Raw genomic sequence first — 21256 nt, 5'->3', positions numbered from 1 at the left:
TGATTTGCGCAACGATCACCCCGTCTTCAATCCGGCCGTGCACAACGCGGCCGGAGCGGTGGTGACGCCCCAAGGGTATGCAAAGGGGATGGGAGGACGCCGATGAGTTTGCTCACGGCCGATCCGTCACGGATCGATCCGGAGTGGATGACGCGGGCGCTGCGCGAAGCCGGTGTGATCGACCAGGCCAGGGTGATCGATGTCGCTTGCAAGCCGGTCGGCAACGGCCTCGTCGGCGACAGCTATCGCTTTCGCCTGAGCTACGACGGCGACGAGCCGAACGCGCCCGCAAGCGTCGTCGGCAAATTCCCGGCCGCGGATCCCGACAGCCGCCGTTCCGGCTCCGCGCACACGCTCTACGTCCGCGAGGTCGCGTTCTATCGCGAGCTGGCAGCGACCGTCGCCATTCACACCCCGCGGCCGATCCTCGCGGAAATCGATCCGGCGACCGACGACTTCACCCTGATCCTGGAAGACCTCGCGCCCGCGCGCCCCGGCGATCAACTCGCCGGGTGCTGGATCGAGGACTGCCGGACGGCGATGACCGAGGCGGCGGCCCTCCATGCACCGCGATGGAACGATCCCACACTCGACGCCGTACAATGCTTCGTGGTTGCCGCAAGCCGACGCAGAGACCTTCGCGCGGTGCTGCCCGGCATCATCGGTCACTACAAGGATCGCTACCGCGGCGTGATCGAGCCGGAATTTCTCGATCTGATCGACCGGCTCCCCGACGCGCTGCCGCGTTACCAGTCGGATCGATCGACGCCGCGAACCTTGCAGCACGCGGACTTCCGGCTCGACAACATGCTGTTCGAGGTGCGTGGCAACAGCCATCCGATGGCGACGCTGGACTGGCAGACGCTGACGGTGGGACCAGGCGTCGTCGACGTCGCCTATTTCCTGTCGGCCGGCATCGATCCGTCCGAACGGCGATTGCATGAAGTCGACCTGGTGCGATCATATCATTCGGAACTGCTCCGCCGCGGCGTGCGCGACTATGGCTGGGATCAGTGCTGGCGGGACTACCGGCGCTACACGCTGCACGGCATCGTGATGGGGGTCGTCTCAGCGCTCAGCGTCCAGCGCTCCGAGCGCGGCGACGCGCTGTTCCTGAAAATGACCCGCGGCGCCTGCGCGCAAGCCCTCGACCACGACAGTTTTTCATACTGGCTGGACTGAAGCGTGACGAGCTTAGGTTGAGTTGGATCGGTGACGGAGGTTCATCTCTCCCTTGGGAGAGGTCGGCGCGTAGCGCCGGGTGAGGGATTGCGGTCCCTCGGTAGAGCCTCGGCCCTCACCCGATTTGCTCCGCAAATCGACCTCTCCCCGTCGGGGAGAGGTTGAGTGAGTGCGTGGCCAACTGATTCAATCCTAACTCATCTTGCTCTGAGAACAGCGAAAGGGATCGGCGTGCTCAACAAACTGGACGACTTCCCCATCCACCAGACGCCGGAGCCGATCGCGGTTCCGTCGACCAGCGATCGCAACGTCTATGACCGGACCTGGTTCAACGGCTACACAGCCGACGGCGCGTATTATTTCGGCATCGGGATTGCGATCTACCCGCACCGCAAGATCCTCGATTGCGCCTTCAGCGTCGTCGAGCGCGGCGGAAGGCAGCATTGCTTCTACGGCTCGCGGCGGGCGCCGATCGAGCGCACCGAGATGCAGGTCGGCCCGTTCCGGCTCGAGGTGATCGAGCCGATGCGCCGCACCCGGGTCGTGCTCGACGACAATGCGACCGGCCTCGCCTGCGACCTGACATTCTCCGCGCGCACCGCCGCGATCCAGGAAGCCCGCCAGACGCTGTGGTCGGGCGACCGCCGCGCGATGGATGCGACCCGGTTCGACCAGTTCGGCCGCTGGCACGGCGTCATTCGCCACCCCGATGGCGAGATCAAGGTCGACGATCACACCTGCTACGGCACCAAGGATCGCTCCTGGGGCGTGCGCAATGTCGGCGAGCGCGATGTCGGCGGCGCGCCGATGCCGCCGCCAAGCGTGTTCTTCCTGTGGGCGCCGCTGGTCTGGGACGACCACATCTCGCACGCCATCTTCTTCGACGGCACGCAAGGCGAGGCACTGGTGCGCGAGGGCATCACCGCGCCGCTGTACCTGAGCGAGGGCGAAATCCCCGGCGTCGTCGACGGGCTCGACCGCCGCATGGCGACCGCGCGGCATCGCGTCAAATACGTGAAGAACACCCGGCTGGCGCAGTCGGCCGAAATCGATCTCGTCGACATCGACGGCCACACCACGACCATCGCGCTCGACCCGATCCTCAAATTCCAGATGAAGGGCCTCGGCTACGGTCATCCGCAATGGGGCCAGGGCATGTGGAAGGGCGAACTCGAGATCGGCGGCGAGTCGTTCGATCCCGCGACGCTCGATCCGCTGGCGCGCGAGAACGTCCACGTGCAACAGGTGGTGCGTGCCCGCCAGGGCGACCAGACCGGGATCGGCGTGCTGGAGCAGATCTGCTTCGGTCCCTACCGTCCCGCAGGATTCAGCGAGTTCCTGGACGGAGCCAAAGGATAGCGCTCTAAAGCGGGATGAGCTTTGGTCGAAGCGGCTTGGCGCGTTCTTGGTTCACCTCTCCCCGACGGGGAGAGGTCGGATTGCGAAGCAATCCGGGTGAGGGCTCCTGCTCTCTCGATAGACCGCAACCCCTCACCCGATTTGCTGCGCAAATCGACCTCTCCCAAGGAAGAGGTGAACCTCCGACGCCGTTCCAGCTCAACCTAATTTCATCAGGCCTTAGCCTGGCGGCACGCCCTCGACGAAAATCAGCCGGCGGTCCAGTGCGGTCCGTCGATGCCTGAGCGCCTCGGCATATTCTGGTGACGCATACCATTCGTGCAGGCGCGCCATCGACGGAAATTCGACGACGATGATGTTCTTGGGCGGTGGTCCGCCTTCGACCGCCTCAGCAGCACCGCCGCGCACGAGATAGCGCCCGCCATATTGCGCGATCGCCTTGGCGGCGATCGTGCGATAGGCCTCGAAACCTGCGGCATCCTTCACATCGACCTCTGAAATCACATAGGCGGACATGGCCACAGCTCACGCGATCGTATTGACGATGCCGCCCTCGGCGCGCAGCGCGGCGCCGTTGGTGGCGGAGGCCTGCTTCGAGCAGGCATAGACCACGAGGTTGGCGATCTCCTCGGTGCTGGCGAAGCGTTGCAGCAACGAGGTCGGCCGGTGCTGCTTGACGAAATTAGCAGCCGCCTCCTCGACCGACTGGCCGTTCTGCCTGGCGAGATCCTTGACGAAGGCCTCGACGCCCTCGGACATGGTTGGTCCGGGCAGCACGGAATTGACGGTGACGGCGGTGCCCTTGGTCAGCTCGGCAAGCCCGCGCGCGATCGCAAGCTGCGCGGTCTTGGTCATGCCGTAATGGATCATCTCGGTCGGGATGTTGAGGCCGGATTCCGAGGAGATGAAAACGATGCGGCCCCAATTGCGCTTCAGCATGCCCTGCATGTAGCCGCGCGACAGGCGCACGCCCGACATCACGTTGACCTCGAAGAAGCGACTCCAGTCTTCGTCGGGAATGTCGAAGAAGCCCTTCGGCTCGAAGATGCCGGCATTGTTGACGAGGATGTCGACCTCGGGCAGCGCAGCGAGCAGCGCCCTGCAACCTTCCGCGCTCGATACGTCGGCGGCAATGCCGCGAACCTTCGCACCCGGTACTGCCTGCTCGATCGCGGCAACCGCTGCGTCGACCTTGGCCTGACCGCGGCCGTTGACCACGACCTCGGCGCCGGTCGCGGCGAGCCCTTTTGCAATGGCATTGCCGATGCCCGCGGTCGAGCCAGTCACCAGCGCAGTCTTTCCGGAAAGGTCGATCTTCATGAGATGTCTCCTGTCAGCCAATCGGTCATATTTCGATGCGCGCTCGTGGATGCAACCGGGGTTTGGGCAGGTACATGCGCAAATTCTCGGCAATGCGTACCGGCATCTCAGCACCTCTCGTGGCCGGCGGCAACCATGTCGCGCTGATGACGCGGCAGGCACAGTGCGCATTTTCGCCGCGAGTCAAATTGCCACGCGCGATCTTGGTTGATGCATCGTCTCGCCAGCCTTCATGCAATCTTCATATGAAACATCGCGCGCACGGTGATGGCTTTCACACATTGTCAATTCGCCGCCGATAAGCGTCCCGCGAAACGGCTCGTGCGAGTTCGAGCCGTTGTCTCGGCAACCGGACGCAGCCTTCCTCCGATAACGACGTCCGGAGCCAGCGCGACTGACAGGAATGCATCAGATGTTCGTCACTTCCAGGATCAAGCCGTTCGCTTCGCTTGTCCTGAAACGATTTCGTCCCAGTCTCAAAAGCCAGATCGCGATGCTCGGGATTGGCGGTGTCGCCATCGTCAGCGTCACCTGTCTCGGCGGCCTCGACTACGCGGCGCATGTCCAGCGCGAGTCGGATGACAGCATGCGCTTCAGGGCACAGCTGTCCGAACTCTCCGATGGCTTCCTGGAGACGCAGCAGATCGCGGCCCGTTTCCTGAAGTCGCGCGACGAAGCGCTGGCGAAGAAACTTGCCGGCTGCGTTGCCGAAGAAATCGCCTTGCTCGACAGGCTCGAAGCCTTCGCGGCCACCGCGCCGGAAGGCGATCCGATTCGGCAGGTCGCCTAGTTGCGAAGCGGAATCAACCTCTATGCGACCCGGTTCCAGAACATCGTCGGCGCCCAGCGCATCCTCGGCATGAATCCGAGCGACGGCTTGCAGGGCAAGCTGCGCAGCGCGGTTCAGCAGTTCGAAGCCAGGGTCGGACAGCTCGATCAGCCGCGTCTCACCGTCCTGCTGCTGACGATGCGCCGTCTCGAAAAGGACTTCGCGCTGAGCGGCGAAGAGCGATTTGGCGACCAGCTCAACGAGCGCGAGGCCGATTTCGAGACTGCGCTCGCGGCCGCCGCGCTCCCCGCGGATGTGAAGACCGAGCTGCTCGGTCTTGCCCGCGCCTACAAGCTTGCCTTCGCCGGCTTCCTGGTCTCGCGCCAGACACTCGACGATCAGCTCGACGACCTCTCGCAGATCTTCGATCGTACCCGGCCGGCGCTGATCAAGGTCGCGGATGCGGCCCACAGCCGCGCCGAACTCGCGCAGCGCAGGGCCGACGCCTTCAGGCAGACGTTCAGCTGGCTGATCGGGATCGTCGCATTCGCGCTGACGCTGTTCGCCATCCTGTTCGGCCGGCGGGTCGCAGGCCTGATCAGCCGGATGAGCGCGGCGATGCGGCAGCTCGCCGAAGGACAATTCGACGTCGTGCTGCCCGGTCTCGATCGGACCGACGAGATCGGCGGCATGGCGCGGGCCGTCGAAAGCTTCAAGACCAGGGCACAGCAAAGGGCACGCGCCGAGCTCGACACCCGGCGCGAGGAAGACCGCCGGGCGGCGGATCGACACAAGGCCGAATTGGCCCGGCTCGCGGCGGCGTTCGAGGCGAGCGCCGGCAACGTCATCGCGACGGTGTCGGCGGCATCAGAAGAGCTCGCGGCTTCGGCACACGATCTGAGCGACACCGCCCATCACACGCAGGACCTGTCCGCCAATGTCGCCGCGGCGTCAGAAGAGGCCTCCGACAACGTCCGGCGGGTTGCCGCGGCGTCAGAAGAGGCCTCCGACAACGTCCGGCGGGTTGCCGCGGCGACCGAGCAGATGATCGTCTCGGCTTCCGAGATCGGACGCCAGGTCGGCGAATCGGCCAGCTTCGCCAGCGCCGCTGTCGCCCAGGCGCAGCAGACCGACGCGCGGATGGCGCAACTCGCCTCCGCCGCCGACCGCATCGGCAATGTGGTGCAGCTGATCGCTGCGATCGCGCGGCAGACCAACCTGCTCTCGCTCAACGCGACGATCGAGGCGGCGCGAGCCGGCAAGACCGGCGCCGGCTTTGCCGTGGTCGCGCAGGAGGTGAAGACGCTCGCCAGGCAGACCGCGGAGGCGACCGAAGACATTCGCGCCCAGATCGCGGACATCCAGGCGGCAACACGGGAGTCTGCCGGCGCGATCAGCGACATCGCCGGGATCATCCAGCGGATCTCGCAGATCGCCTCTCACGTGGCCGGGGCGATCGAGGAGCAAGGCCGGGCGACGCGAAGCATCGCGGAGAACGTTCAGGTCGCCTCGGAGCGGACTTCGCAGGTGGCGGTCAGCATCGGACAGGTGGCGAGCGGCGCCTCCAGGACCGGCACCGCGTCGTCGCAGGTGCTGACCTCGTCGCGGCTGCTGTCGGACGGCAACGGCCGCCTGAAGCAGGAGCTCGACAATTTCATCGCCACGATCCGGGCGGAATGACGAGGTCAAGTCGAACCGCGAGCACTGAGCCCCCTCGCCCCGTTGTTAAGGAGCGAGGTGCAACGGAGCCCGCTTGCCCGGTTCGAAGTAAGTTCATCGTGCCCTGGCCAGACAAACAAAAACGGCGCCCGAAGGCGCCGCTTTCAAAACCTGGCTCGATACCGGCTTACGCCGCCTCGGCTTCCTTGTCCTGGACCGGACCGGAGTCCTGGCCCTTGGCATCGACGTCGCGGTCGACGAACTCGATCACGGCCATCGCCGCGTTGTCGCCGTAGCGGAAGCCGGCCTTGATGATGCGGGTGTAGCCGCCCTGGCGGTCCTTGTAGCGGGTCGCCAGCGTGTCGAACAACTTCTTGACCTGATCCTGGTCACGCAGCTCCGAGATCGCCTGGCGGCGCAGGGCGAGACCGCCCTTCTTGCCGAGGGTGACGAGCTTCTCGACGATCGGCCGCAGTTCCTTGGCCTTCGGCAGCGTGGTGACGATCTGCTCGTGCTTGATCAGCGCGGCCGCCATGTTGGCGAACATCGCACGCCGGTGTTCGGCGGTGCGGTTGAGCTTCCGATGAACCTTGCCGTGACGCATTGTCTTATTCCTTCTTCAATTCTGTCGCGGTGGTTCAGCGACAAGTGCAGGTGGGCATCCTGCGTTCGCCCAACTAGCGAGTAGCGAATGGTGAATAGCGAATAGTCTTCCATTCGCTATTCGCTACTCCCTATTCGCTCAGTAGTGATCCTCGAAACGCTTGGCGAGCTCGTCGATGTTCTCCGGCGGCCAGCCCGGCACTTCCATGCCGAGGTGCAGACCCATCTGGGCCAGCACTTCCTTGATCTCGTTCAGCGACTTGCGGCCGAAGTTCGGGGTGCGGAGCATTTCCGCTTCCGACTTCTGCACCAGATCGCCGATGTAGACGATGTTGTCGTTCTTCAGGCAGTTTGCCGAACGCACCGACAGTTCGAGCTCGTCGACCTTCTTGAGGAACGCCGGGTTGAACGCCAGATCGGGGATGATCTCCTGCGTGACTTCCTTGCGCGGCTCTTCGAAGTTGACGAACACGTTGAGCTGATCCTGCAGGATGCGCGCGGCATAGGCCACCGCGTCCTCCGGCGTGATCGCGCCGTTGGTCTCGATCGTCATGGTCAGCTTGTCGTAATCGAGGATCTGGCCCTCACGGGTGTTCTCGACCTTGTAGGAGACCTTGCGGACCGGCGAGAACAGGCTGTCGACCGGGATCAGGCCGATCGGGGCGTCCTCGGGACGGTTGCGCTCGGCGGCGACATAGCCCTTGCCGGTGGTGACCGTGAACTCCATGCGGATCTCGGCGCCGTCGTCCAGCGTGCAGAGCTGCAAATCGGGGTTGAGCACGGTGACGTCGCCGACGGTCTGGATGTCGCCGGCGGTGACGGCACCCGGGCCCTGCTTCTTCACGACCATGCGCTTCGGGCCTTCGCCCTGCATCTTGATCGAGATGTCCTTGATGTTGAGCACGATGTCGGTGACGTCCTCGCGGACGCCAGCGATCGAGGAGAACTCATGCAGCACGCCGTCGATGTGCACCGACTGCACCGCGGCGCCCTGCAGCGAGGACAGCAGGATGCGGCGCAGCGCGTTGCCGAGCGTCTGGCCGAAGCCGCGCTCGAGCGGCTCGGCGACGACGGTGGCGAACCGGCTCGCGTCCGAGCCCGGCGTGACCTGGAGCTTGTTCGGTCGAATGAGTTCTTGCCAATTTTTCTGGATCGTCACTTTTTCACCCTTTGCCGGTCACAGGGCCACACGAGAGGCCGTACCTGGCGTTGGAGATCGCGGAAGCGTCCGCGCGGTCAATTCCAAAAACCATCGCAGGGCGGCCAGGGGCCGCCCGCGACTTACAGATCAAACGCGCCGACGCTTGCGCGGACGGCAGCCATTGTGCGGGATCGTGGTCACGTCGCGGATCGAGGTGACGGTGAAGCCCGCGGCCTGCAGCGCACGCAGCGCCGACTCACGGCCCGAACCCGGGCCAGCCACTTCGACCTCCAGCGTGCGCATGCCGTGTTCCTGCGCCTTCTTGGAGACGTCTTCCGCCGCGACCTGCGCGGCATAAGGGGTCGACTTGCGCGAACCCTTGAAGCCCATCGTGCCGGCCGACGACCAGGCGATGGTGTTGCCCTGCGCGTCGGTGATGGTGATGGTCGTGTTGTTGAACGACGAATTCACGTGCGCGATGCCGGAGGCAATGTTCTTGCGTTCGCGGCGACGTACGCGGGTGGCTTCCTTGCCCATTTCTAACCTTTCCTGTGATCTCAACGCCGCCGTAGTGCCAGCGGCTACACCTCAAAACGCAAATGGCGAGCAGCGAATGTCGATTCGCTACTCCCCATCGGCAATTCGCAAAACTTACTTCTTCTTGCCGGCGATCGCCTTGGCCGGACCCTTGCGCGTGCGCGCATTGGTGTGGGTACGCTGGCCGCGCACCGGCAGACCGCGGCGATGGCGCAGGCCGCGATAGCAGCCGAGGTCCATCAGACGCTTGATGTTGATGCCGACCTCGCGGCGGAGGTCGCCCTCGACCAGATAGTCGCGGTCGATGACTTCGCGGATCTGGAGGACCTCCTGGTCGGTCAACTGGTTGACGCGACGATCCACCGGGATCTTCACCTTTTCCATGATGTCGGCAGCGTTCTTCTGGCCGATGCCATGGATGTACTGAAGCGCGATCAGCACGCGCTTGTTGGTCGGAATGTTGACGCCGGCAATACGGGCCACGGACTTCTCTCCTGTCGCCGCTCCATCACGGATACGGGCTTCTCAAGTTCTTGCTACTTGCGGGCTTGTGTCCACAAACGCGAACACGACGCCCACCCCTCGTGTCCTTTGGGGCCCGGCATCGTCATAAAACTATCCAACTTGGATGCGGGGCTTATTAAAGGATTCATGTCGGTTTCGTCAACCGCTCCTAGCGCTTAGCTCGCTGTTTCGTGAGCTTTTTTGCCGCCTTTTTGGCGGTCTTTGCACCCTTCCGGGCATTGGCGGCGCGGGTTGACTGCTTTCCGGCCTTCGCCGGCTTCCTGGCAGCCTTCTTGGTCGCCTTTTTCGCCGTCTTGGCCTTGGCAACCGCCTTGGCGGCCTTTTTGGCCGATTTCACAGCGGTCTTGGCCGGCTTTTTGGCAGCCTTGGAGCTCTTTTTGGTGCCCTTGGACCCCTTCTTGGCAGCCTTTGAGGCCGCCTTGGGCTCCTCATGCTCCCTCGGCTCCAGCGCGCCGAGCGCGGCCAGGATCCGGTTGATGTCGCGGGTGACGTGCTCGATGGCCATCATGCCATCGACGGTCAGCAGCTTGCGCCGCTCCGAATAATAGTGAATCAGCGGTTCCGTCATCGAGCGGTACTGCGCCAGGCGCTTGGTCAGCACTTCCGGCGTGTCGTCCAGGCGCACGTCCTCGCCGCGCGCACGGGTCTCCTCGGCGCGCTTCTCAACGCGGGCGAGCAGCGCGCTCTCGTTGACGCGCAGTTCGACCACGGCGTCGATCTTGAGGTGCCGCTTCCGGAGCAACTCGTCGAGCGCCTCCGCCTGCGGCACGGTGCGCGGGAAGCCGTCGAGAATGAATCCCTTCTTGGCGTCGGGCTGCTCGATTCGGTCGGCGATGATGCCGACCACGACTTCGTCGGGAACCAGGCCGCCATTGGCCATGATCTCCTTGGCCTGCAAACCGATCGGCGTGCCCGCGGCAACCGCTGCGCGCAGCATCTCGCCGGTCGAGAGCTGCACGATGCCGTGCCTGTGCACCAGCCGCTGCGCCTGGGTTCCCTTGCCCGAGCCCGGCGGCCCCAAGAGGATCAATCTCATCGCTGTTTCGCCCCCCGGCTAGGTGGGCGAGGTCCGCACACCTGTGTTTTGACTTTGGAGCCGCGCCGCGATCAGCGGCGGCGGCCTCCCCTGAGCTTCGACTTCCTGATCAACCCTTCATATTGATGGGCGAGCAGATAGCCCTGCACTTGCGACACCGTATCCATCGTTACGCTGACGACGATCAGGAGCGAAGTGCCACCAAAGTAGAACGGGACCGAGGCGTAGGAAATCAGAATTTCAGGAATCAAGCAGACGATCGCCAGATAGATCGCGCCGAGCACCGTGATGCGCGACAGCACGTAGTCGATATATTCCGCCGTGCGCTCGCCGGGCCGGATGCCCGGGATGAAGCCGCCATGCTTCTTCAGATTGTCCGCGGTCTCGGTCGGGTTGAACACGATCGCGGTGTAGAAGAAGGCGAAGAACACGATCAGCGCCAGATAGAGCAGCAGGAACAGCGGGCGGCCGTGGCTGAGCTGGGTGGTGAGCCACTGGAACCACTCCGGGCCCTTGCCAGCGTTGAAGTTCGCGACCGTGGTCGGCAGCAGCAGCAGCGACGAAGCGAAGATCGGCGGAATCACGCCCGAGGTGTTGAGCTTGAGCGGCAGATGCGAGGACTGGCCCTCGAACATCTTGTTGCCGACCTGGCGCTTCGGATACTGGATCAGGAGCCGGCGCTGCGCGCGCTCCATGAACACGATGAAAGCGATCACGGCGACCGCCATCACGATGACGATCAGGATCAGGCCGGTCGACATCGCGCCCTGACGGCCGAGTTCCAGCATGTTGGCGAGCGCCGACGGCAGCTCGGCGACGATGCCGGACAGGATGATCAGCGAGATACCGTTGCCGATGCCGCGCGAGGTGATCTGCTCGCCGAGCCACATCAGGAACATGGTGCCGCCGGTCAGCGTGATCGCGGTCGAGATCCGGAAGAACATGCCGGGGTCGCTGACGACGTTGCCGGCACCCTCGAGGCCGATCGCGATGCCGTAGGACTGGAACAGCGCCAGGATCACCGTCAGATAGCGGGTGTACTGGTTCAGCGTCTTGCGGCCCGCCTCACCTTCCTTCTTGAGCGCCTCGAGCTGCGGCGACACGGTGGTCAACAGCTGCACGATGATCGATGCCGAGATGTACGGCATGATGTTGAGCGCGAAGATCGCCATGCGGTGGATGCCGCCGCCGGCGAACATGTTGAACATGCCGAGGATGCCGCCGGACTGGCTGCGGAACACCTGCTCCCAGATGTTGGGATCGATGCCGGGCAGCGGGATGTAGGTGCCCAGCCGATAAACAAGCAGCGCACCCAGGGTGAACCAGATGCGCTTCTTCAGCTCGTCGGCTTTCGCCAGCTGTCCGAAATTGAGGTTTGCGGCAAGTTGTTCGGCTGCTGAGACCATGTTCGGCTTTCTCCCGGAGCCCGCTTCGCCGAAGCCCCCGAGATCAGTGCGCTCGGGGCGTTCGGCAGACACCGGACATTATCTGGTGCTCGGCCTCGATAAGTCCATCATTCGATCTGCGGATTGCCCGCGTGGCCGGCGGGCAATGACGCAGATGTTACGCCGCCTCGCCTTCGTCCTTGGCGGGGGCCAGGATCTTGACCGAGCCGCCGGCCTTCTCGACCGCGGCAATGGCCGACTTGGAAGCGCCGTGCGCCTCGATGGTCAGCTTGGCCTTGATCTCGCCACGGCCGAGCAGCCGCAGGCCGTCCTTGGCGCGACGCAGCACGCCGGCCTTGACCAGCGTCTCGACGGTCACCGTCGCGCTCGCATCGACCAGCTTGTTGTCGATCGCTTCCTGCAAACGGTCGAGATTGATCTCGGCGAAATCGAGCCGGAAGATGTTGTTGAAGCCGCGCTTCGGCAGACGGCGATGCATCGGCATCTGGCCGCCTTCGAAACCCTTGATGCGGACGCCCGAACGCGCGGTCTGGCCCTTGCCGCCGCGGCCCGAGGTCTTACCCTTGCCGGAACCGATGCCACGGCCGACACGCATGCGCTTCTTGCGCGAGCCGGCGTTGTCGGCGATATCGCTGAGCTTCATCGCCCTTCTCCTTATCTCTGCTTACTCGCCGACGACGCGGACGAGATGCTGAACCTTGCTGATCATGCCGCGAACTTCAGGGGTGTCCTGTAGCTCGGCAACCCGGCCGATCTTGTTGAGCTTGAGGCCGATCAGCGTCGAACGCTGCGAGTGATGGCGGCGGATCGCGCTGCCTGTCTGCTCGACCTTGATCGTCTTGCTGGCCTTGGCCATGACAGTAACTCCGAATAGCGCTTCGAGAAGCGCGCGTTGTTATTCCGCCACCACTTCGGCGTCGCCGCCGACGCGGCGCGATTGCAGGGTGGAGACCTTGATGTTGCGGCGGGCGGCCACCGAGCGCGGTGAATCCTGATGCTTCAGCGCGTCGAAGGTCGCGCGAACCATGTTGTAGGGATTCGACGAACCGATCGACTTCGCCACCACGTCCTGGATGCCGAGCGTCTCGAACACCGCGCGCATCGGGCCGCCGGCGATGATGCCGGTACCCGCCGGAGCGGTGCGCAGATAGACGCGACCGGCGCCGTGACGGCCGGCGACGTCGTGATGCAGCGTGCGGCCTTCCCGAAGCGCGACGCGCGTCAAATTGCGCTTCGCCGATTCGGTCGCCTTGCGGATCGCTTCCGGCACTTCGCGCGCCTTGCCGTGGCCGAAACCGACCCGGCCCTTCTGGTCGCCGATCACGACCAGCGCTGCGAAACCGAAGCGCTTGCCGCCCTTGACGACCTTCGCCACGCGATTGATGTGGACGAGCTTGTCGACGAACTCGCTGTCGCGCTCCTCGCGCTCCCTGCTCCGTTCGCGGCCGCCGCGTTCGCGTTCACCTGCCATGGTGTTTTCCAATCTCTAGGAGGCTTGCGCCTCTTTCCTCGTAATCGTTCAAATTCGGTTAGAAGCTGAGCCCGCCTTCGCGCGCCGCATCCGCGAGCGCCTTGACGCGCCCGTGATAGATGTAGGCGCCGCGATCGAACACGACTTCCTTGACGCCCTTCTGCGCCGCGCGTTCCGCCAGCAGCTTGCCGACGGCCTTGGCAGCATCGATGTCGGCGCCGGTCTTGCCGGCGTCGCGCATGGTCTTCTCCAGCGACGAGGCGGACGCCAGCGTCTCGCCCTTCTGGTCGTCGATGACCTGGGCGTAGATGTGCTTGGACGAGCGGAACACCGACAGCCGCGGACGGCCGCCTGCCGAGCGGCGAAGCGCAAGGCGCACGCGCTGCTTGCGCCGGGCATTCGTAACCTTGAGTGACATGACCGGCTCCGTTACTTCTTCTTGCCTTCCTTGCGGAAGATGAATTCGTTGGCGTACTTCACGCCCTTGCCCTTGTAGGGCTCCGGCGGACGGTAGGCGCGGATCTCGGCGGCGACCTGGCCGACGCGCTGCGGATCGTTGCCGGTGATCGTGATCTCGGTCGGCTTCGGCACCGCGATGGTGATGCCTTCCGGGATCGCGTAGACCACGTCGTGGCTGTAGCCGAGCGCGAGTTGCAGGTTCTTGCCCTGCATCGCGGCGCGGTAACCGACGCCGGTGATCTCGAGCTTCTTCTCGAAGCCCTTGGTGACGCCCTCGACGAGGTTGGCGACCTGCGCGCGCGCGGTGCCGTACATCGCCTGCGCGCGGTTGGTCTTGACGCGCGGAGCGACCTTGACCTGGCCGTTCTCGAACTTCACCTCGACGTCGTCATGCACGACGAACTGAAGCTGGCCCTTCGGCCCCTTCACCTTCACCGTCTGGCCCTCGACGGTCGCCGTCACACCCGACGGGATCGCCACCGGCCGCTTGCCGATACGTGACATCGTAAAATCCTTCCTCAGAACACCGTGAAGAGAACTTCGCCGCCCACGTTGGCGTCGCGCGCCTGGTGGTCAGCCATGATTCCCTTCGGCGTCGACAACACCGAAATGCCGAGACCGTTGTTCACGCGCGGCAGGTTCTTCACCGAGGCGTAAACGCGGCGGCCCGGCTTCGACACCCGCTCGATCTCGCGGATGACGGGCTCGCCGTCGAAATACTTCAGCTCGATCTCGAGCTCGCTGCGGCCCGAGGCGTGCTCGACGCTGGCGTAGCCGCGGATGTAACCCTCGGACTTCAGCACTTCGAGCACGTTGGCGCGCATCTTGGAGCCCGGGGTCGAGACCTTGGACTTCGAACGCATCTGCGCATTGCGGATGCGGGTGATCAGATCGGAAATCGGATCGTGCGTAGACATGGTTCCGACCCTCCTCACCAGCTCGACTTCACGAGCCCGGGAACCAGGCCCTTGGAGCCGAGTTCACGCAGCGCGATGCGCGACAGCTTGTTCTTGCGATAGTTCGAGCGCGGACGCCCGGTCAGCTCGCAGCGGTTGCGGATGCGCGTCGCCGACGAGTTGCGCGGCATCTCGGCAAGCTTCAACGTCGCCGCGAAGCGCTCTTCCATCGGCTTGGTCTTGTCGGCGATGATCGCCTTCAGCTTCGCGCGCTGCGGAGCGGCGTTCTTCGTCATCCGCTTGCGCCGGTTGTTCTTCTCGACTGAACTCTTCTTTGCCATGCTTGGCTCCTGGGTATCCGCGTTTGAGTGGCTTTGGCTCAGCTACTCACTGCCGGAACGGGAAATTGAAAGCGGTCAACAAGGCACGCGCCTCGTCGTCGGTCTTGGCGGTGGTGCAGACCGTGATGTCCATGCCACGCGCTTCCGAGACCTTGTCGAAGTCGATCTCGGGGAAAATGATGTGCTCCTTGATGCCGAGCGAATAGTTGCCGCGGCCGTCGAAGCTCTTCGGGTTCAGGCCGCGGAAGTCACGGACGCGGGGCAGCGCCACGTTCACCAGGCGGTCGATGAACTCGTACATATGGGTCTTGCGCAGCGTGACCTTGCAGCCGATCGGCTGGTTCTCACGCAGCTTGAAGGTCGCGATCGCGATCCGCGAATAGGTCACGATCGCCTTCTGGCCGGCGATCTGGGTCAGCTCGGCAGCGGCGGTCTCGGCCTTCTTGCGGTCGTTGACGGAATCGCCCACGCCCATGTTGAGCACGACCTTGTCGAGGCGCGGCACCTGCATCACGTTGGCATAACCGAACTTCTCGGTCATCATGCCGCGGATCTTCTTGTCATACTCCGTGCGCAGGCGCGGAATGTAAGCGGTATCAGCCATCGATCTCTGCTCCCGAGCTCTTGGCAACACGAACCTTCTTGCCATCGGCCTGAATCTTGAACCCGATGCGGGTCGGCTTGCCGTCCTTGCCGACATACGCGACGTTGGAAAGGTCGATCGGCATCTCCTTGGAGATAATGCCGCCTTCCTGGGTCTGGGTCTGCTTCTGGTGACGCTTCACCATGTTGACGCCACGGACGAGAGCCTTGTTCTCGTCCGGACGCACCTCGAACACCTCGCCGGTGCGACCCTTGTCGCGGCCGGTGAGCACGATCACCTTGTCGCCCTTGCGGATCTTGGCAGCCATCACAGCACCTCCGGCGCGAGCGAAATGATCTTCATGTGGTTCTTGGCGCGCAGCTCGCGCGGCACCGGCCCGAAGATACGGGTGCCGACCGGCTCGGACTGATTGTTGATCAGTACGGCGGCGTTGCGGTCGAAACGGATGACCGAACCGTCGGCGCGGCGGATGTCCTTGCGGACTCGCACCACGACGGCCTTCATCACGTCGCCCTTCTTCACCTTGCCACGCGGGATGGCTTCCTTGATCGACACAACGATAACGTCGCCCACGGTGGCATAGCGGCGCTTGGAACCTCCAAGAACCTTGATGCACATGACACGGCGTGCGCCAGAATTATCGGCCACGTCGAGGTTGGTCTGCATCTGAATCATTGATGCACCTCGTCCTCTTTCTGCGCTTTAGCGCGCTCAAAATTTCCCTGAATGTCTTCGGCCAGGCCGAAGTAATCAGGCCGTTTTCTTGTGTTCGCCCCGGACCACGGTCCAGCGCTTCAGCTTCGAGATCGGCTTCGATTCCTCGATCCAGACCATATCGCCCGGCTTGAACTGGTTGTTCTCGTCGTGCGCGTGGTAGTTCTTGGAACGGCGGATCGTCTTCTTGTAGATCGGGTGGGTGAAGCGGCGATCGACGCGCACCACGATGGTCTTGGCTTGCTTGTCGCTGACGACCACGCCCTGCAGAGTACGTTTCGGCATGAGCTAGCCCCTTACTTCTTCTTCGCGCGCTGCTGCGCGGCGATGGTCTTGATACGAGCGATATCGCGGCGGGCTTCCCGCATCCGCGAGGTGTTCTCCAGCTGCCCGGTGGCGCGCTGGAAACGCAGGTTGAAGCGTTCCTTCTTCAGGTTCAGGACCGCGTCTTCCCGCTGGTCGTCGCTCATCGCGCGAATGTCTTCAACTTTCATCTCGGCCATGGCGATTACTCCGCAATGCGCGCGACGAAGCGCGTCTTGATCGGCAGCTTGGCGGCGGCGAGCGACAGCGCCTCCTTGGCGGTCTGCACCGGCACGCCGTCGATTTCGAACATCACGCGGCCCGGCTTGATCCGGACCACCCACAATTCCGGCGCACCCTTGCCGGAGCCCATGCGGACTTCGGCGGGCTTCTTCGACACCGGCACGTCCGGGAACACCCGGATCCAGACGCGGCCGGCACGCTTCATGTGACGGGTCAGCGCGCGGCGGGCGGCTTCGATCTGACGGGCGGTGACGCGCTCAGGCTCCATCGCCTTCAGGCCGAACTGGCCGAACGCCAACGTCGCGCCAGAGGTCGCAACGCCGTGGATACGGCCCTTATGCGCCTTCCGGAACTTCGTTTTCTTAGGTTGCATCATGGCTTTAAGCCCTCAAATTCCTGCTTTGCCTCAAGCGGCGTCGCGGCGCGAACGCGGCGTGTTGTCGCCTTCGGCCATCTTCTTGTCCTGGGCCATCGGATCGTGCTCGAGGATCTCGCCCTTGAAGATCCAGACCTTGACGCCGCAGGTGCCGAAGGTCGTGAACGCGGTGGCGACGCCGTAGTCGACGTCGGCGCGCAGCGTGTGCAGCGGCACGCGACCTTCGCGATACCACTCCATGCGCGCGATTTCGGCGCCGCCGAGACGGCCCGAGCAGTTGATGCGGATACCGCCGGCGCCGAGACGCATCGCCGACTGCACGGCGCGCTTCATGGCGCGACGGAACGCGACGCGGCGCTCGAGCTGCTGGGCGATCGATTCAGCGACCAGGGTCGCGTCGAGCTCCGGCTTGCGGATTTCGACGATGTTGATCACGACGTCCGACGAGGTGATGTCGGCGACCTTCTTGCGCAGCTTGTCGATGTCGGCGCCCTTCTTGCCGATCACGACGCCCGGACGGGCCGAATGGATCGTCACGCGGCACTTCTTGTGCGGACGCTCGATCACGATGCGGGCGACGGCCGCCTGCTTGAGCTCCTTGTGCAGGATCTCGCGGATCTTGACGTCCTCGTGCAGGAGCTTGCCGTATTCCTGCTTGCCAGCGAACCAACGGGAGTCCCAGGTCCGGTTGATGCCGAGACGCAGCCCGATTGGATTGATCTTTTGACCCATCGTCTTCTCCTGCGCCCTTCTTAAGCGCTTGCCTCGGCCTCGACCTGACGAACCACGATGGTCAGGTGCGAGAACGGTTTGAACACACGGCCCGAACGACCACGGCCGCGCGGAGCAAAACGCTTCATCACGATGCCATTGCCGACATGCGCCTCGGCGACGACGAGATCGTCGACTTCGAGGTCATGGTTGTTCTCGGCGTTCGCGATCGCCGATTCCAGGCACTTCTTGACGTCGACCGCGATCCGCTTGCGCGAGAACTGCAAGTCGGCGAGCGCAGCCGACGCCTTGCGGCCGCGGATCAGCTGCGCCACCAGGTTCAGCTTCTGCGGGCTGACGCGCAGCATGCGGGCGACGGCCTTGGCCTCATTGTCCGCGAGGCTACGTTCGCGCTTTGGTTTGCTCATCGGTTAATCCTCAAGCCTTCTTGGCTTTCTTGTCGCCCGAATGGCCGTGGAAGGTACGGGTCGGCGAGAACTCGCCGAACTTGTGACCCACCATTTCTTCGTTGATGGCCACCGGCACGTGCTTGTGGCCGTTATAGACGCCGAACGTCAGGCCGACGAACTGCGGCAGGATGGTCGAGCGGCGGCTCCAGATCTTGATGACGTCGTGACGGCCGGACGCGCGCGCGGCATCTGCCTTCTTGAGCAGAGAGCCTTCGACGAACGGGCCTTTCCAGACTGAACGAACCATGTCCGGCGTTCCTTACTTCTTCCGCTTGTGGCGGCTGAGGAGAATGAATTTGTTGGTCGACTTGTTGGTGCGGGTCTTCTTGCCCTTGGTCGGCTTGCCCCACGGAGTAACCGGGTGGCGACCGCCCGAGGTACGACCTTCACCACCGCCGTGCGGGTGATCGATCGGGTTCATGACGACGCCGCGGTTATGCGGACGCCAGCCGAGCCAGCGGGTACGACCGGCCTTGCCGATCGAGATGTTCATGTGATCGGGGTTCGAGACCGCGCCGATCGTGCCGCGGCAACGGCCGTGCACGAGACGCTGCTCGCCCGAGTTCAGACGGACGATCACGTAGTCCTGGTCGCGGCCGACGATCTGGGCATAGGTACCGGCCGAACGCGCCAGCTGGCCGCCCTTGCCGATCTTCAGCTCGATGTTGTGCACGATCGTGCCGACCGGCATGTTGCCGAGCGGCATGACGTTGCCCGGCTTGACGTCGACATAGTTGCCGGCGACGACGGTGTCGCCCGCCGCCAGACGCTGCGGCGCCAGGATGTAGGCGAGTTCACCGTCCTGATACTTGATCAGCGCGATGAAGGCGGTGCGGTTCGGATCGTACTCCAGCCGCTCCACCACTGCCGGCATGTCCACCTTGTCGCGGCGGAAGTCGACGGTGCGGTAGGCCTTCTTGTGGCCGCCGCCGCGGAAACGCACGGTGATGCGACCGGTGTTGTTGCGACCGCCATTGCCGAGCTTGCCCTCGGTCAGGGTCTTCACCGGCTTGCCCTTGTAGAGCGCCGAACGATCGACCATGACCAGCTGGCGCTGGCCCGGCGTCGTGGGATTAAAGGTTTTCAATGCCATCGTCGTTGCGCCTTATAGTCCGGTAGTCACGTCGATGCGGTGGCCCTCTTCCAGGGTCACGATCGCGCGCTTGGTATCCGACTGCGAGCCGAGATTGCCGCGGAACACCTTGGTCTTGCCCTTGCGGACGAGGGTGTTGACGCTCTTCACCTTGACGTCGAACAGCTTCTCGACCGCTTCCTTGATCTGCGGCTTGGTCGCCTTGCCGGCGACCTTGAACAGCACCTTGTTGTGCTCGGAGGCGAGCGTCGCCTTTTCCGTCACGACAGGCGAGATGATGACGTCGTAGTGGCGCGGGTCGATGTTCTTCATTTGAAGCGCGCCTCCAGCGCATCAACCGCAGCCTTGGTCAGCACCAGCTTGTGGCGGCGGAGAATGTCATAGACGTTGATGCCCTGGATCGGCAGCACGTCGATGTTGGGGATGTTGCGAGCCGCGGTCGCGAAACCGTTGTTCAGCTCGGCACCGTCGATGATCAGCGCGTTGGTCAGGCCGAGGCCCGAGAAGTGCCCGATCAGAGCCTTGGTCTTGGCTTCCTTGACCGCGGCGCTGTCGATCACGATCAGCCCGCCGTCCTTGGCCTTGGCCGACAGCGCATGCTTCAGCGCCAGCGCGCGCACCTTCTTCGGCAGATCGGTCGCATGGGAGCGAACGACCGGACCGAACGCACGGCCACCGCCGCGGAACTGCGGCACGCGGGCCGAGCCGTGACGGGCGCCGCCGGTGCCCTTCTGCTTGTACATCTTCTTGCCGGTGCGCCAGACGTCGGCGCGGCCCTGGGCCTTGTGCGTGCCGGCCTGGCGCTTGTTGAGCTGCCACTGCACGCAACGCTGGATGATGTCCTTGCGCGGCTCGAGACCGAAGATCTCGTCCGAGAGCTGGACCGATCCGGCTTCCTTGCCTTCAAGGGTGGTGACTTTCAGTTCCATCTCACACACCCTCCTTCTCGGCCGAAGCCTCGGCAGCTTCGCCGCCGGCAACCTTGAACTTGCCGGGCTTCGGAGCTTCCTTCGGCAGCGGCTTCTTGACCGCGTCGCGCACCGAGATCCAGCCGCCCTTGGAGCCGGGAACGGCGCCTTCGACGAGGATCAGGCCGCGCTCAACGTCGGTCTGCACCACGCGCAGATTGAGCGTGGTGATGCGGTCGACGCCCATGTGACCGGGCATCTTCTTGTTCTTGAAGGTCTTGCCGGGATCCTGACGGCCACCGGTCGAACCGATCGAACGATGCGAGATCGAGACACCGTGGGTGGCACGCAGACCGCCGAAATTCCAGCGCTTCATGCCGCCGGCGAAGCCCTTACCGATCGAGGTGCCGGTGACGTCGACGAACTGGCCGACCACGAAATGGTCCGCCTGGATTTCCGCGCCGACCGGGATCAGCGCGTCCTCGGACACGCGGAACTCGGCGAGCTTGCGCTTCGGCTCGACCTTGGCGACTGCGAACTGGCCGCGTTCGGCCTTGGGCATGTACACGGTCTTGCGGGCGCCCGAGCCGAGCTGAAGAGCGACATAGCCGTTCTTCTCGGTCGTGCGGTGGCCCAGCACCTGGCAGTTGCCCAACTTCAGCACGGTCACAGGGATATGCTCGCCGGTCTCCGTAAAGACCCGCGTCATCCCGACCTTCTGTGCGATCACTCCGGAGCGCATCGGCGTGCTTCCTGTCTTTCTGTCCGCAAGCGGCGGACGTAAAAATCCAAAACCTTAGAGCTTGATCTCGACGTCGACACCGGCGGCCAGGTCGAGCTTCATCAGCGCATCGACGGTCTGCGGGGTCGGGTCGACAATGTCGAGGAGGCGCTTGTGGGTGCGCATCTCGAATTGCTCGCGGCTCTTCTTGTCAACGTGCGGCGAACGGTTGACGGTGAACTTCTCGATGCGGGTCGGCAGCGGAATCGGTCCGCGAACCTGCGCACCGGTGCGCTTCGCCGTGTTCACGATCTCGCGGGTCGACGTATCGAGGATACGATGGTCGAACGCCTTGAGACGGATGCGAATATTTTGGCCGTTCATTGCCGTATTCTTTCTTTAGTGAGTG

At 63.9% G+C, this 21256-nt stretch carries 33 protein-coding genes; 4 read left to right on the top strand and 29 right to left on the bottom strand.

Annotated features, from left to right (window positions below; translation table 11 throughout):
* Nucleotides 1-102: 102 nt before the first annotated feature.
* Together CWS35_RS20745 and CWS35_RS20740 are read left to right on the top strand one after the other, a co-directional pair.
* Entirely contained in the window at nucleotides 103-1182 is a 1080-nt protein-coding gene (locus CWS35_RS20745) for a phosphotransferase family protein (RefSeq protein ID WP_024578591.1), read from the top strand.
* 231 nt (nucleotides 1183-1413) lie between these two features.
* The gene (locus CWS35_RS20740) at nucleotides 1414-2541 is read left to right on the top strand and encodes a hypothetical protein (protein WP_100953448.1); all 1128 of its coding nucleotides are present in this window, start codon (nucleotides 1414-1416) and stop codon (nucleotides 2539-2541) included.
* 219 nt (nucleotides 2542-2760) lie between these two features.
* Here CWS35_RS20740 and CWS35_RS20735 read toward each other — a convergent pair whose 3' ends face one another.
* Both CWS35_RS20735 and CWS35_RS20730 read right to left on the bottom strand, forming a co-directional pair.
* Nucleotides 2761-3057 carry a DUF1330 domain-containing protein gene (locus CWS35_RS20735; RefSeq protein ID WP_100953446.1) on the bottom strand — a complete coding sequence of 99 codons (297 nt, stop codon included), beginning with the start codon at nucleotides 3055-3057 and terminating at the stop codon, nucleotides 2761-2763.
* Nucleotides 3058-3066: 9 nt separating this feature from the next.
* Nucleotides 3067-3861, bottom strand: a complete 795-nt coding sequence (locus CWS35_RS20730) for an SDR family NAD(P)-dependent oxidoreductase (protein WP_024578588.1) — start codon at nucleotides 3859-3861, stop codon at nucleotides 3067-3069.
* 412 nt (nucleotides 3862-4273) lie between these two features.
* Here CWS35_RS20730 and CWS35_RS20725 point away from each other — a divergent pair, with 412 nt between their 5' ends.
* Nucleotides 4274-4651 carry a hypothetical protein gene (locus CWS35_RS20725; protein WP_100953444.1) on the top strand — a complete coding sequence of 126 codons (378 nt, stop codon included), beginning with the start codon at nucleotides 4274-4276 and terminating at the stop codon, nucleotides 4649-4651.
* Nucleotides 4652-6310 carry a methyl-accepting chemotaxis protein gene (locus tag CWS35_RS20720; protein WP_100953442.1) on the top strand — a complete coding sequence of 553 codons (1659 nt, stop codon included), beginning with the start codon at nucleotides 4652-4654 and terminating at the stop codon, nucleotides 6308-6310. It begins immediately after the preceding gene.
* Between the two features lie 166 nt (nucleotides 6311-6476).
* Here the strand turns inward: CWS35_RS20720 and rplQ are convergent, their stop codons facing one another.
* The 27 genes from rplQ to rpsJ form a co-directional block, all read right to left on the bottom strand.
* Complete coding sequence (gene rplQ, locus CWS35_RS20715) at nucleotides 6477-6893, bottom strand: 50S ribosomal protein L17 (RefSeq protein WP_024578586.1); 417 nt, start codon at nucleotides 6891-6893, stop codon at nucleotides 6477-6479.
* 138 nt (nucleotides 6894-7031) lie between these two features.
* Nucleotides 7032-8051 (bottom strand): DNA-directed RNA polymerase subunit alpha, encoded by a 1020-nt coding sequence (locus CWS35_RS20710; RefSeq protein ID WP_018272129.1) that lies wholly within the window; start codon nucleotides 8049-8051, stop codon nucleotides 7032-7034.
* A gap of 129 nt (nucleotides 8052-8180) precedes the next feature.
* Nucleotides 8181-8570, bottom strand: a complete 390-nt coding sequence (rpsK, locus tag CWS35_RS20705) for a 30S ribosomal protein S11 (RefSeq protein WP_006021048.1) — start codon at nucleotides 8568-8570, stop codon at nucleotides 8181-8183.
* Between the two features lie 114 nt (nucleotides 8571-8684).
* The gene (gene rpsM / locus CWS35_RS20700; RefSeq protein WP_016843766.1) at nucleotides 8685-9053 is read right to left on the bottom strand and encodes a 30S ribosomal protein S13; all 369 of its coding nucleotides are present in this window, start codon (nucleotides 9051-9053) and stop codon (nucleotides 8685-8687) included.
* 190 nt (nucleotides 9054-9243) lie between these two features.
* Nucleotides 9244-10131, bottom strand: coding sequence for an adenylate kinase (locus CWS35_RS20695; protein WP_100953440.1), 888 nt, complete (start codon nucleotides 10129-10131; stop codon nucleotides 9244-9246).
* Nucleotides 10132-10202: 71 nt separating this feature from the next.
* Nucleotides 10203-11537, bottom strand: coding sequence for a preprotein translocase subunit SecY (gene secY / locus CWS35_RS20690; protein WP_024578584.1), 1335 nt, complete (start codon nucleotides 11535-11537; stop codon nucleotides 10203-10205).
* 157 nt (nucleotides 11538-11694) lie between these two features.
* Nucleotides 11695-12180, bottom strand: coding sequence for a 50S ribosomal protein L15 (gene rplO / locus CWS35_RS20685; RefSeq protein WP_024578583.1), 486 nt, complete (start codon nucleotides 12178-12180; stop codon nucleotides 11695-11697).
* A 21-nt stretch (nucleotides 12181-12201) separates the two neighbouring features.
* On the bottom strand, nucleotides 12202-12393 hold the full coding sequence (gene rpmD / locus CWS35_RS20680; RefSeq protein ID WP_024578582.1) for a 50S ribosomal protein L30: 192 nt from the start codon (nucleotides 12391-12393) through the stop codon (nucleotides 12202-12204).
* 39 nt (nucleotides 12394-12432) lie between these two features.
* Nucleotides 12433-13008 (bottom strand): 30S ribosomal protein S5, encoded by a 576-nt coding sequence (gene rpsE / locus CWS35_RS20675; protein WP_021081649.1) that lies wholly within the window; start codon nucleotides 13006-13008, stop codon nucleotides 12433-12435.
* A 58-nt stretch (nucleotides 13009-13066) separates the two neighbouring features.
* Entirely contained in the window at nucleotides 13067-13426 is a 360-nt protein-coding gene (rplR, locus tag CWS35_RS20670; protein ID WP_016843760.1) for a 50S ribosomal protein L18, read from the bottom strand.
* 11 nt (nucleotides 13427-13437) lie between these two features.
* Nucleotides 13438-13971 (bottom strand): 50S ribosomal protein L6, encoded by a 534-nt coding sequence (gene rplF, locus CWS35_RS20665; protein WP_024578581.1) that lies wholly within the window; start codon nucleotides 13969-13971, stop codon nucleotides 13438-13440.
* Between the two features lie 14 nt (nucleotides 13972-13985).
* Nucleotides 13986-14384, bottom strand: a complete 399-nt coding sequence (rpsH, locus tag CWS35_RS20660) for a 30S ribosomal protein S8 (protein WP_024578580.1) — start codon at nucleotides 14382-14384, stop codon at nucleotides 13986-13988.
* Between the two features lie 14 nt (nucleotides 14385-14398).
* Complete coding sequence (gene rpsN, locus CWS35_RS20655; protein ID WP_024578579.1) at nucleotides 14399-14704, bottom strand: 30S ribosomal protein S14; 306 nt, start codon at nucleotides 14702-14704, stop codon at nucleotides 14399-14401.
* Nucleotides 14705-14750: 46 nt separating this feature from the next.
* The gene (gene rplE / locus CWS35_RS20650) at nucleotides 14751-15308 is read right to left on the bottom strand and encodes a 50S ribosomal protein L5 (RefSeq protein WP_029878722.1); all 558 of its coding nucleotides are present in this window, start codon (nucleotides 15306-15308) and stop codon (nucleotides 14751-14753) included.
* Complete coding sequence (gene rplX, locus CWS35_RS20645; protein ID WP_024578577.1) at nucleotides 15301-15615, bottom strand: 50S ribosomal protein L24; 315 nt, start codon at nucleotides 15613-15615, stop codon at nucleotides 15301-15303. The genes rplE and rplX overlap by 8 nt, the downstream gene beginning before the upstream one ends.
* Nucleotides 15615-15983, bottom strand: coding sequence for a 50S ribosomal protein L14 (gene rplN, locus CWS35_RS20640; protein WP_011473865.1), 369 nt, complete (start codon nucleotides 15981-15983; stop codon nucleotides 15615-15617). Before rplN ends, rplX begins: the two co-directional genes overlap by 1 nt.
* A gap of 75 nt (nucleotides 15984-16058) precedes the next feature.
* Nucleotides 16059-16307, bottom strand: coding sequence for a 30S ribosomal protein S17 (gene rpsQ / locus CWS35_RS20635; protein WP_016843754.1), 249 nt, complete (start codon nucleotides 16305-16307; stop codon nucleotides 16059-16061).
* Between the two features lie 11 nt (nucleotides 16308-16318).
* Nucleotides 16319-16525, bottom strand: coding sequence for a 50S ribosomal protein L29 (gene rpmC / locus CWS35_RS20630; RefSeq protein ID WP_024578576.1), 207 nt, complete (start codon nucleotides 16523-16525; stop codon nucleotides 16319-16321).
* 5 nt (nucleotides 16526-16530) lie between these two features.
* On the bottom strand, nucleotides 16531-16944 hold the full coding sequence (gene rplP / locus CWS35_RS20625) for a 50S ribosomal protein L16 (protein ID WP_016843752.1): 414 nt from the start codon (nucleotides 16942-16944) through the stop codon (nucleotides 16531-16533).
* A 30-nt stretch (nucleotides 16945-16974) separates the two neighbouring features.
* Entirely contained in the window at nucleotides 16975-17676 is a 702-nt protein-coding gene (rpsC, locus tag CWS35_RS20620) for a 30S ribosomal protein S3 (protein WP_024578575.1), read from the bottom strand.
* Between the two features lie 20 nt (nucleotides 17677-17696).
* On the bottom strand, nucleotides 17697-18083 hold the full coding sequence (gene rplV / locus CWS35_RS20615; protein WP_016843750.1) for a 50S ribosomal protein L22: 387 nt from the start codon (nucleotides 18081-18083) through the stop codon (nucleotides 17697-17699).
* 10 nt (nucleotides 18084-18093) lie between these two features.
* Entirely contained in the window at nucleotides 18094-18372 is a 279-nt protein-coding gene (rpsS, locus tag CWS35_RS20610; protein ID WP_024578574.1) for a 30S ribosomal protein S19, read from the bottom strand.
* 12 nt (nucleotides 18373-18384) lie between these two features.
* Complete coding sequence (gene rplB / locus CWS35_RS20605) at nucleotides 18385-19218, bottom strand: 50S ribosomal protein L2 (RefSeq protein ID WP_024578573.1); 834 nt, start codon at nucleotides 19216-19218, stop codon at nucleotides 18385-18387.
* A 12-nt stretch (nucleotides 19219-19230) separates the two neighbouring features.
* Entirely contained in the window at nucleotides 19231-19530 is a 300-nt protein-coding gene (locus CWS35_RS20600) for a 50S ribosomal protein L23 (RefSeq protein WP_016843746.1), read from the bottom strand.
* Nucleotides 19527-20147 carry a 50S ribosomal protein L4 gene (rplD, locus tag CWS35_RS20595; RefSeq protein ID WP_024578572.1) on the bottom strand — a complete coding sequence of 207 codons (621 nt, stop codon included), beginning with the start codon at nucleotides 20145-20147 and terminating at the stop codon, nucleotides 19527-19529. The genes CWS35_RS20600 and rplD overlap by 4 nt, the downstream gene beginning before the upstream one ends.
* Nucleotide 20148: 1 nt before the next feature.
* Entirely contained in the window at nucleotides 20149-20868 is a 720-nt protein-coding gene (gene rplC / locus CWS35_RS20590) for a 50S ribosomal protein L3 (protein ID WP_024578571.1), read from the bottom strand.
* 54 nt (nucleotides 20869-20922) lie between these two features.
* A complete protein-coding gene (gene rpsJ / locus CWS35_RS20585) occupies nucleotides 20923-21231 on the bottom strand; it encodes a 30S ribosomal protein S10 (RefSeq protein ID WP_002712302.1) in 309 nt (102 codons plus the stop codon).
* Between the last annotated feature and the right edge of the window lie 25 nt (nucleotides 21232-21256).

Source organism: Bradyrhizobium sp. SK17, assembly GCF_002831585.1.
In the GTDB taxonomy this organism is placed as follows: domain Bacteria; phylum Pseudomonadota; class Alphaproteobacteria; order Rhizobiales; family Xanthobacteraceae; genus Bradyrhizobium.
The sequence above is the reverse complement of the archived record's forward strand: the minus strand, read 5'-3'. Positions and strand labels throughout refer to the sequence as shown.

Coding starts and splice junctions, on each gene's coding strand:
- CWS35_RS20745 (WP_024578591.1), top strand. CDS start 103: ATGAGTTTGCTCACGGCCGATCCGTCACGGATCGATCCGGAGTGGATG.
- CWS35_RS20735 (WP_100953446.1), bottom strand. CDS start 3,057: ATGTCCGCCTATGTGATTTCAGAGGTCGATGTGAAGGATGCCGCAGGT.
- CWS35_RS20730 (WP_024578588.1), bottom strand. CDS start 3,861: ATGAAGATCGACCTTTCCGGAAAGACTGCGCTGGTGACTGGCTCGACC.
- CWS35_RS20725 (WP_100953444.1), top strand. CDS start 4,274: ATGTTCGTCACTTCCAGGATCAAGCCGTTCGCTTCGCTTGTCCTGAAA.
- rplQ (WP_024578586.1), bottom strand. CDS start 6,893: ATGCGTCACGGCAAGGTTCATCGGAAGCTCAACCGCACCGCCGAACAC.
- rpsK (WP_006021048.1), bottom strand. CDS start 8,570: ATGGGCAAGGAAGCCACCCGCGTACGTCGCCGCGAACGCAAGAACATT.
- CWS35_RS20695 (WP_100953440.1), bottom strand. CDS start 10,131: ATGAGATTGATCCTCTTGGGGCCGCCGGGCTCGGGCAAGGGAACCCAG.
- secY (WP_024578584.1), bottom strand. CDS start 11,537: ATGGTCTCAGCAGCCGAACAACTTGCCGCAAACCTCAATTTCGGACAG.
- rplO (WP_024578583.1), bottom strand. CDS start 12,180: ATGAAGCTCAGCGATATCGCCGACAACGCCGGCTCGCGCAAGAAGCGC.
- rpmD (WP_024578582.1), bottom strand. CDS start 12,393: ATGGCCAAGGCCAGCAAGACGATCAAGGTCGAGCAGACAGGCAGCGCG.
- rpsE (WP_021081649.1), bottom strand. CDS start 13,008: ATGGCAGGTGAACGCGAACGCGGCGGCCGCGAACGGAGCAGGGAGCGC.
- rplR (WP_016843760.1), bottom strand. CDS start 13,426: ATGTCACTCAAGGTTACGAATGCCCGGCGCAAGCAGCGCGTGCGCCTT.
- rplF (WP_024578581.1), bottom strand. CDS start 13,971: ATGTCACGTATCGGCAAGCGGCCGGTGGCGATCCCGTCGGGTGTGACG.
- rpsH (WP_024578580.1), bottom strand. CDS start 14,384: ATGTCTACGCACGATCCGATTTCCGATCTGATCACCCGCATCCGCAAT.
- rpsN (WP_024578579.1), bottom strand. CDS start 14,704: ATGGCAAAGAAGAGTTCAGTCGAGAAGAACAACCGGCGCAAGCGGATG.
- rplE (WP_029878722.1), bottom strand. CDS start 15,308: ATGGCTGATACCGCTTACATTCCGCGCCTGCGCACGGAGTATGACAAG.
- rplX (WP_024578577.1), bottom strand. CDS start 15,615: ATGGCTGCCAAGATCCGCAAGGGCGACAAGGTGATCGTGCTCACCGGC.
- rplN (WP_011473865.1), bottom strand. CDS start 15,983: ATGATTCAGATGCAGACCAACCTCGACGTGGCCGATAATTCTGGCGCA.
- rpsQ (WP_016843754.1), bottom strand. CDS start 16,307: ATGCCGAAACGTACTCTGCAGGGCGTGGTCGTCAGCGACAAGCAAGCC.
- rpmC (WP_024578576.1), bottom strand. CDS start 16,525: ATGGCCGAGATGAAAGTTGAAGACATTCGCGCGATGAGCGACGACCAG.
- rplP (WP_016843752.1), bottom strand. CDS start 16,944: ATGATGCAACCTAAGAAAACGAAGTTCCGGAAGGCGCATAAGGGCCGT.
- rpsC (WP_024578575.1), bottom strand. CDS start 17,676: ATGGGTCAAAAGATCAATCCAATCGGGCTGCGTCTCGGCATCAACCGG.
- rplV (WP_016843750.1), bottom strand. CDS start 18,083: ATGAGCAAACCAAAGCGCGAACGTAGCCTCGCGGACAATGAGGCCAAG.
- rpsS (WP_024578574.1), bottom strand. CDS start 18,372: ATGGTTCGTTCAGTCTGGAAAGGCCCGTTCGTCGAAGGCTCTCTGCTC.
- rplB (WP_024578573.1), bottom strand. CDS start 19,218: ATGGCATTGAAAACCTTTAATCCCACGACGCCGGGCCAGCGCCAGCTG.
- CWS35_RS20600 (WP_016843746.1), bottom strand. CDS start 19,530: ATGAAGAACATCGACCCGCGCCACTACGACGTCATCATCTCGCCTGTC.
- rplD (WP_024578572.1), bottom strand. CDS start 20,147: ATGGAACTGAAAGTCACCACCCTTGAAGGCAAGGAAGCCGGATCGGTC.
- rplC (WP_024578571.1), bottom strand. CDS start 20,868: ATGCGCTCCGGAGTGATCGCACAGAAGGTCGGGATGACGCGGGTCTTT.
- rpsJ (WP_002712302.1), bottom strand. CDS start 21,231: ATGAACGGCCAAAATATTCGCATCCGTCTCAAGGCGTTCGACCATCGT.